This is a genomic window from Gluconobacter albidus (genome assembly GCF_002723915.1).
Classification (GTDB): Bacteria; Pseudomonadota; Alphaproteobacteria; order Acetobacterales; family Acetobacteraceae; genus Gluconobacter; species Gluconobacter albidus.
Genome location: NZ_BEWL01000005.1, coordinates 179,898 through 186,994, shown reverse-complemented (window position 1 = coordinate 186,994; position 7,097 = coordinate 179,898). Strand labels below are relative to the sequence as shown.

Here is a 7,097-nt window from a genome sequence, read left to right as displayed (position 1 = left end):
GCCCGGACCTCGCAGTCCCTGAATCTTTCCAGCCCGCAAAACCAGGACACGCTGCCAGGAATTGCACATCTTGAGCGACATATGCACGAGCAGGGCCATCACGACACCGCCGATGACCCAGCCGGGCTGCCGCGTCAGGACCGTCAACCCGGCCGAGAGCAGAATGACTGCCCCTGCGATCGAGGCGGATATCGTATTGAGCGGCAACTGACGCTTCATGGACGGCACCAGCGACATGGAAGGAAGGACGGGGAAATCCGGCATGGACATCAGCCTTTGGCAGAGCCGCTCTCGGGCTCGGAGGGGGTGAGAGGCAGACCGAGAAGATCGCGCATGGCAATGACGACCGCTTCGGGATCAAGACCCGCGGCCTGACTGCGGGCGATGGTGGAGGCCGCGAGCGCCCGGGCTTCCGCGGCTTTGAGCGCGCCGTCCGGGTGTGGCGGCGTGTCGCTGACGAAACTGCCCCGGGCCCGCAGCGTCCGGATCGCGCCCAGCCGCTCAAGCTCCGCATAGGCCCGCTGGACGGTGTTGAGATCCACCCTCAGGTGAACGGCGAGCGCGCGCATGGTCGGCAGTCGATCGTCGGGCTTCAGCAGCCCCGAACCGATAGCGGCCAGCACGCGCTCGCGGATCTGAACGCGCAGCGGCAGGGCGCTGGCATCCGAAAGCGGGGTGGGGAAGAGTAATGTTTCTATGTCAGCAGACATGCATACAAGAGTGATCTGCTTTCAAAACGTCCGTCAAGAAGATTCCGTGTCAAAGCACTCTCAGAGCTGTTTGAAACCGCGCAAGGCTTGGGAAGACTCCGGCTTCGTGATATGCGCAGCCCTTCCCAGTGACTGCGGACAGCCAAGGACCAGACGTCGCATGACAGCGCTCCAGACCGACCCCCCGATCATGACCCGGAACGGAACGGACACGACCGCGCATCATCATACGCCGCTGATCCTCGCCCTTCCGAAAGGCCGCATCCTCAAGGCGCTGGCTCCGGTCCTGACGCGCACGGGCATCGAGCCCGACCCGGACTGCCTGACCGAAAGCAGCCGCCGCCTGCGCTTTGGCACGTCAGATCCGAATCTGGATGTCGTGCGGGTCCGTTCCTTCGATGTCGCGACCTTCGTGGCCTATGGCGGCGCCGATATCGGCGTGTGCGGCGCGGATGTGCTGATGGAATTCGACTATCCGGACATCTACGCCCCGCTCGATCTGGGCATCGGGGGCTGCCGCATCGCAGTCGCGCGCCCCAAAACCATGACCGAAGATCCTGCAACCGGTCAGTCCCGTCTGCGTGTCGCCACGAAATACCCGACCATCGCCCGCCGCCATTTCGCCTCCCGTGCCATCAATGCCGAGATCGTGCATCTAAACGGTGCGATGGAACTCGCGCCGACGCTGGATCTGGCGAGCGTGATCGTCGATCTGGTTGATACCGGATCCACGCTGCGCGCCAATGGCCTGATGGAAACCGAGACCATCGCGCATGTCACGAGCCGCCTGATCGTCAACCGCGTCGCGCTCAAGACCCGGCCTGAAGAAATCAGCGCCCTGATCGAACGCTTCCGCACAGCCCTCGCCACGGAAGGTGCGGTCTGATGAAGCGCCTCGATACGTCCGCAGCCGGTTTTTCCGCAGACTTCGCCACGCTGCTCGCTGCCCGTGGAAGCGACGAACGCAGCGTGGCCGAACCGGTCCGTGCGATCCTCGCAGACGTCCGCAGCCGGGGCGACGACGCCCTGTGCGACTACACCGCCCGCTTCGATCGTCTGACCCTGCCCGCCGACAGGCTCCGCATCAGCGCCGAAGAAATCGCCTCCGAAGCCGCGCGCGTGCCGGCGGAGCTGATGGATGCCCTGCGCACCGCCGGCCGCCGGATCGAGACATTTCATGCGGCCCAGATGCCCCAGGATCTGGACTTCACGGACGAAGACGGCATCCGCCTCGGCATGCGCTGGACCCCGCTGGATGCGGTCGGCCTTTATGTTCCGGGTGGCAAGGCAGCCTATCCGTCCTCCGTGCTGATGAACGCCCTGCCCGCTCGTGTGGCCGGCGTGAAACGGCTGGCCATGTGTGTCCCGGCCCCGGACGGCGTGCTGAACCCCGTGGTTCTCGCAGCCGCGCAGCTTTGCGGCGTGACGGAAATCTACCGCATCGGTGGCGCGCAGGCCGTGGGCGCCATGGCGTTCGGTACGGACCTCATGGCCCCGGTGGACCGCATCGTCGGGCCGGGCAATGCGTATGTCGCAGAAGCCAAGCGACAGGTCTTCGGACATGTCGGCATCGACAGCATCGCCGGCCCGTCCGAAGTCGTGGTCGTGGCCGACGGGCAGAACGATCCCCGTCTCGTGGCCCTCGATCTGCTCGCCCAGGCCGAGCATGACGAACAGGCTCAGGCCATCCTCATCACGACCGATGCCGCCTTTGCCGAGCGCGCCGCCGAAGCCGTCCGCACAGAGCTGGAAACGCTCCCGCGCACGGCCATCGCGTCCAAAAGCTGGGAAGACCACGGCGCGATCATCGTGGTCCGTTCGCTTGAGGAAGCCGCCGAGATCGTCAACGCACTGGCGCCCGAACATCTGGAAGTCATGCTCGACGCCCCACGCGACTTCTCGGCGATGGTCCGCCATGCGGGCGCGATCTTCATGGGCCGCAACTGCCCCGAAGCCGTGGGCGATTATGTCGGCGGTCCGAACCACGTCCTGCCGACCAGCCGCACGGCGCGGTTCGCCTCCGGCCTGTCGGTGTTCGACTTCATCAAGCGCACCACGACCATCGAAACCGATGCAGCCGGTCTGCGCCGGATCGGCCCGGCCGGTGTGGCGCTGGCAACCGCCGAGGGGCTGGACGCCCATGCCCTCAGCCTGTCGGCCCGGCTGGAGAAAAACTGATGGCCCGCCTGTCGATCGGTGACCGTGTTTCGGACCTCAAGGGCACGCATGACGGCAGGCTGGTCGATATCGACGGCACCACCGGCTATGTAGAGCAGGCCAATGGCGTGGAGGTCGAATTCCCGCTGAACCAGCTCAAACCCTATGAGGCTCCGAAAACAGCCGAAGAGCGCACGCTTTCCGGCCCCCTGCGGGACCGCCTCCTGAACCCGGCGCAGAAAGCGCTTCTGGCTTCCATCCCGGCAACGCTGCTGGCCGCGATTGCAAAAAGCTATGACGCGGGCAGTGACGGTCCGGGGTCACGCACGCCGTTTGCCGCCCTCCCGGAGTCCAAACGGCTCGAGGCCATCCGGATTTATCTGCCGTCCCTGCCGCAGAGGCTTCTGGCGTCGCATATGAATCTGGTCGTCGCCATGCGCGATATTTCCAAACTGTCCTGACGGACTGATCCTGCACGCCTTAGCGCCGCGTTGACGGCGGGAAGCATCATTCGTACAAGCCCGCCTTCTGAACCCGCGAAGCCCGATCAGGCGCAGCTTTACTCAGCGCCGGAGGCGCCGCTTCATCATGTCCCCGACTTCCGCTACGACTTCTGACGTGACCTTTGCCGATCTCGCCCTCGCGCCCGCGATCCTGCGCGCTCTGGACGACGCAGGCTACGTCAAGCCGACGCCCATTCAGGCCCAGTCCATCCCGCTGCTGCTGGAAGGCCGCGATCTGCTCGGTCTGGCCCAGACCGGCACGGGCAAGACGGCCTCTTTCGCGCTCCCCCTGCTGCACCGGCTTGCCGCAACGCCCCGCCCTGCCCCCAAGGGCGGCGCACGCGTTCTGGTCCTCGCTCCCACGCGCGAGCTGGTTTCCCAGATTGCGGACGGGTTCGAGAACTTCAGCCGCCACCAGCCGGTGCGCGTCACCACGATTTTCGGCGGCGTGAGCCAGTTCCATCAGGTCAAGGCGCTCGAAGAGGGCGTGGACATCATCGTCGCCGCGCCGGGCCGCCTGCTGGACCTGATCGAACAGGGCCTGTGCGACCTCTCGCAGCTTGAGGCGCTGGTGCTGGATGAAGCCGACCAGATGCTGGACATGGGCTTTGCCAAGCCGATCGAGCGCATCGTCGCAACACTCCCCACAGACCGGCACACGGTGCTGTTTTCCGCAACGATGCCGAAATCCATCGCAGCCCTCGTCGAGAGCCTCCTGCGTGATCCGGCAAAGGTCGAAATCGCCCCGCCCTCCACCACCGTGGACCGGATCGCGCAGTCGGTGATGTTCCTCGATGCATCCGACAAGAAGGCGGCCCTTCTGTCCCAGCTCCAGACGCCGGGCATCGGTCAGGCCGTTGTCTTCACATTGCAGAAAAACATCGCCAACGAGGTTTGCACCTTCCTGACGGAGTCCGGCATCACGGCCGAGGCCCTGCACGGCAACCGGTCGCAGGGCCAGCGCGAGCGTGCCCTGAACGCTTTCCGCGAAGGCGACGTTCAGGTTCTGGTAGCGACCGATATCGCAGCGCGCGGCATTGACGTCGATACGGTCACGCATGTCATCAACCACGACCTGCCGAGCCTGCCGGAGAGCTATGTGCACCGGATCGGCCGCACGGGCCGTGCGGGCCGCAGCGGGTTTGCCATTACGCTGTGCGATGCCGAACAGCGCGCCTGGCTGCATGCTGTGGAGCGTGAGATCGGCCGGACGCTGGACGTTCATGACAGCCATGAATGGCACTGCGAAAAGGCCCGGAACTCGACCATGCGCCCACCCGTCCTCGGCGGCGGTCCGGTCAAGCAGGTCAAGCCGCAGAAGACGCGCGAACGCCGCGTCTGGACCGAAGAAGAAAAGATGGCGGCCCGGGCTGCAGCCCAGGCCGCCGGAAAAGCATCCTGAAAACCACGCCGGACCAGCATAAAAACCGCAAGAATCCCGGGACAGGGGCCGGTCGCGCTTGACCTTTCGGCTGACAGTCCGCACATAGCGGGCTGGATTTTCTGGCTCCGCACCGGAGCCACTGCCGCGCGCAGATCATTACCCTATCCCTGAAGCAAGGATTCACATGTCAAAAGAAGACCTGATCGAGTTTACCGGCACCGTCATGGAACTGCTCCCCAACGCCATGTTCCGCGTCACGCTCGACAACGAGCACACCATCCTCGCCCATACGAGCGGCAAGATGCGCAAGAACCGTATCCGCGTTCTGGCCGGTGACCGCGTCAACGTCGAAATGACGCCCTACGACCTCTCCAAGGGCCGGATCACGTTCCGCTTCAAGTAAGACAGTCCGCCGCATGACCGCCTCCCCGTCTTCCGCAGAAGGGTCATCCGGCCTTTTGGACCGTCCGAAGCTCGTTCTGGCCTCCGCCTCCCCGCGCCGCCTGAGCCTGCTGGAACAGATCGGCATCGTGCCCGACGCCGTCGTGAGCGCCGATATCGACGAAGAACCGCGCCCCGGCGAACTGCCGCGCCCGCTTGCGCAGCGCCTCGCCCGCCAGAAAGCGGAGCATGTGGCCGCGCAGCGCACGGATGCAGCGCTCATCCTCGGCGCGGATACCGTGGTGTCGGTCGGCCGACGCGTCCTGCCGAAAGCCGAGGACGAAAAGACAGCCCGCGCGTGTCTGAAACTGCTGTCCGGCCGACGCCACAAGGTCTTAACGGCCGTGGTCCTGCGCCCGAGCGCAGGTTGGCCCGAGGGTACGGCCTGTGAGCGGCTGGTGGAAACCTCCGTCATTTTCCATCGCCTGACGGACGCACAGATCGACGCCCTGATCGCGCAGGGGGACTGGCAGGGCAAGGCGGGCGGTTATGCCATTCAGGGCGCTGCTGCCGCCCATATCCGCCAGATCGGCGGCAGCTACTCCGCCGTCGTGGGTCTACCCCTGTTTGAAACCGCGCAGCTCCTGCGGGGACAACCGGTCGGTAAACCTTCAGGTGGCTGGATCGCATGACCGAAATCCGCGCAGCCTGTTCTCCGGGCGAAGTGCGGATTGCCGTCACGGATCATGATACGCTGCTGGACGTCGCCATCTGGCGCCCCGGCTGCCCGGATGGTCTGGAAGACTGGCACGTCGTCCGCGTCCAGAAAGCCGCCCCGGCTCTGGGTGGTGCATTCGTTTTGCTCGAAGATGGCCAGAGCGGTTTTCTCTCGACCCGCGAAGCCCTGATCGAAGGCGCCCTGACCGCCGCCCGAGTCAGTCGCTCCGCACAGAACGGCAAGGGTCTGCGCCTGCGCCGGGCCGACATGCCCGCCGGAGCGCTTTCCGCCCCCAAACTGCTCGAACGCGGCCCCACCCCGCTGGACGATCTGGCGGACCGCTATCCGGATGCGCCGGTCTTCGTGGACAATCCGGGCATTGCCGCAAAACTGCCTGTCCGGCTACGTCCACGCCTTCAGCGGTGCCAGCAGGCGTTCGATGCCGGGCTTGAGACGGATTTTGACAGTCTCAGTAGCCCCGAAGCCAATCTGGGCCTGCTGACCGCCAGCTTTTTCCCGACCCCTGCCCTGGTTGCCATCGACCTAGACAGCACTGGCGCTCCGGACTTCAAGGGCAATGTCGCATCGTTTCCGGCCCTTGCTAGGCAGATCCGCCTACGGAACCTCTCGGGCACGATCCTCATCGACCCGGCCGGCGTAAAGACGCGTAAACGCCCCGCTCTGGTCGCGTTCCTGCGCGAAGCCCTGTCTGACGACCCGCTCAAGCCGGACGTTCTCGGCGCAACGCCGTCGGGCCTGCTGGAGCTGACGCGCCCGCGCCGCCGCCCGCCCCTGCATGACCTCCTGTCCTCCCCACAGGGGCAGGGTCTGTCCATCCTGCGGACCATCCTGCGCGAAAACCGCCCCGGCCAGACGCTGACGGCCTCGATCAGCCTCATCAAGGCTCTGGAAAGTGACCCTGAGGCTCTTGCGGATTTTACGTCCCGGCGCGCCCGTGCGCTGGATCTCGTTCTTGATCCCAACGCCACTCCTGCAAGCTGGAGCCTGTCATGAGCGAGTCCACCTGTCCAATCTGCCACCGCCCCACAGATCCCCAGTTTCGCCCCTTCTGTTCCCGGCACTGCGCGGATGTCGATCTGGGCCGCTGGTTCAGCGGGACATACCGCGTTCCGTCCTTTCGTCAGGACAATGACGAAGAACAGGACGAATATCGCGACGGAGAGGGTTGATCCCACCGCAATCATAGGCTAAATCCCATCTCCGCAACGGGGTTCGCCCTGAAG

9 protein-coding genes and 1 pseudogene are annotated in these 7,097 nt (G+C 65.2%); 8 read left to right on the top strand and 2 right to left on the bottom strand.

Annotated elements, in window-relative coordinates; genetic code table 11:
• Together GAL01_RS08350 and GAL01_RS08345 are read right to left on the bottom strand one after the other, a co-directional pair.
• Positions 1 to 264 (bottom strand): annotated as a pseudogene (locus GAL01_RS08350) (slipin family protein); the annotation flags it as partial.
• A 5-nt stretch (positions 265 to 269) separates the two neighbouring features.
• A complete protein-coding gene (locus GAL01_RS08345) occupies positions 270 to 710 on the bottom strand; it encodes a GntR family transcriptional regulator (protein ID WP_062032861.1) in 441 nt (146 codons plus the stop codon).
• Positions 711 to 900: 190 nt separating this feature from the next.
• Here GAL01_RS08345 and hisG point away from each other — a divergent pair, with 190 nt between their 5' ends.
• From hisG to GAL01_RS08305, 8 genes are all read left to right on the top strand, one after another.
• Positions 901 to 1,596 (top strand): ATP phosphoribosyltransferase, encoded by a 696-nt coding sequence (hisG, locus tag GAL01_RS08340; protein WP_062032927.1) that lies wholly within the window; start codon positions 901 to 903, stop codon positions 1,594 to 1,596.
• Positions 1,596 to 2,888, top strand: a complete 1,293-nt coding sequence (gene hisD / locus GAL01_RS08335) for a histidinol dehydrogenase (RefSeq protein WP_062032857.1) — start codon at positions 1,596 to 1,598, stop codon at positions 2,886 to 2,888. The genes hisG and hisD overlap by 1 nt, the downstream gene beginning before the upstream one ends.
• On the top strand, positions 2,888 to 3,328 hold the full coding sequence (locus tag GAL01_RS08330) for a hypothetical protein (RefSeq protein WP_062032852.1): 441 nt from the start codon (positions 2,888 to 2,890) through the stop codon (positions 3,326 to 3,328). The genes hisD and GAL01_RS08330 overlap by 1 nt, the downstream gene beginning before the upstream one ends.
• Before the next feature lie 127 nt (positions 3,329 to 3,455).
• The gene (locus GAL01_RS08325) at positions 3,456 to 4,772 is read left to right on the top strand and encodes a DEAD/DEAH box helicase (RefSeq protein ID WP_062032847.1); all 1,317 of its coding nucleotides are present in this window, start codon (positions 3,456 to 3,458) and stop codon (positions 4,770 to 4,772) included.
• A 166-nt stretch (positions 4,773 to 4,938) separates the two neighbouring features.
• Positions 4,939 to 5,157 (top strand): translation initiation factor IF-1, encoded by a 219-nt coding sequence (gene infA / locus GAL01_RS08320; RefSeq protein WP_007282896.1) that lies wholly within the window; start codon positions 4,939 to 4,941, stop codon positions 5,155 to 5,157.
• A gap of 13 nt (positions 5,158 to 5,170) precedes the next feature.
• Entirely contained in the window at positions 5,171 to 5,827 is a 657-nt protein-coding gene (locus GAL01_RS08315) for a Maf family protein (protein ID WP_062032843.1), read from the top strand.
• Positions 5,824 to 6,867 (top strand): ribonuclease E/G, encoded by a 1,044-nt coding sequence (locus GAL01_RS08310; RefSeq protein ID WP_062032839.1) that lies wholly within the window; start codon positions 5,824 to 5,826, stop codon positions 6,865 to 6,867. Before GAL01_RS08315 ends, GAL01_RS08310 begins: the two co-directional genes overlap by 4 nt.
• A complete protein-coding gene (locus tag GAL01_RS08305) occupies positions 6,864 to 7,043 on the top strand; it encodes a DNA gyrase inhibitor YacG (protein ID WP_062032836.1) in 180 nt (59 codons plus the stop codon). The genes GAL01_RS08310 and GAL01_RS08305 overlap by 4 nt, the downstream gene beginning before the upstream one ends.
• The last annotated feature ends 54 nt before the right edge of the window (positions 7,044 to 7,097 follow it).

Bases quoted from the DNA above. Each gene is read 5' to 3' on its own strand.
- GAL01_RS08345 (WP_062032861.1), bottom strand. From the start codon at position 710: ATGTCTGCTGACATAGAAACATTACTCTTCCCCACCCCGCTTTCGGAT.
- hisG (WP_062032927.1), top strand. From the start codon at position 901: ATGACCCGGAACGGAACGGACACGACCGCGCATCATCATACGCCGCTG.
- hisD (WP_062032857.1), top strand. From the start codon at position 1,596: ATGAAGCGCCTCGATACGTCCGCAGCCGGTTTTTCCGCAGACTTCGCC.
- GAL01_RS08330 (WP_062032852.1), top strand. From the start codon at position 2,888: ATGGCCCGCCTGTCGATCGGTGACCGTGTTTCGGACCTCAAGGGCACG.
- GAL01_RS08325 (WP_062032847.1), top strand. From the start codon at position 3,456: ATGTCCCCGACTTCCGCTACGACTTCTGACGTGACCTTTGCCGATCTC.
- infA (WP_007282896.1), top strand. From the start codon at position 4,939: ATGTCAAAAGAAGACCTGATCGAGTTTACCGGCACCGTCATGGAACTG.
- GAL01_RS08315 (WP_062032843.1), top strand. From the start codon at position 5,171: ATGACCGCCTCCCCGTCTTCCGCAGAAGGGTCATCCGGCCTTTTGGAC.
- GAL01_RS08310 (WP_062032839.1), top strand. From the start codon at position 5,824: ATGACCGAAATCCGCGCAGCCTGTTCTCCGGGCGAAGTGCGGATTGCC.
- GAL01_RS08305 (WP_062032836.1), top strand. From the start codon at position 6,864: ATGAGCGAGTCCACCTGTCCAATCTGCCACCGCCCCACAGATCCCCAG.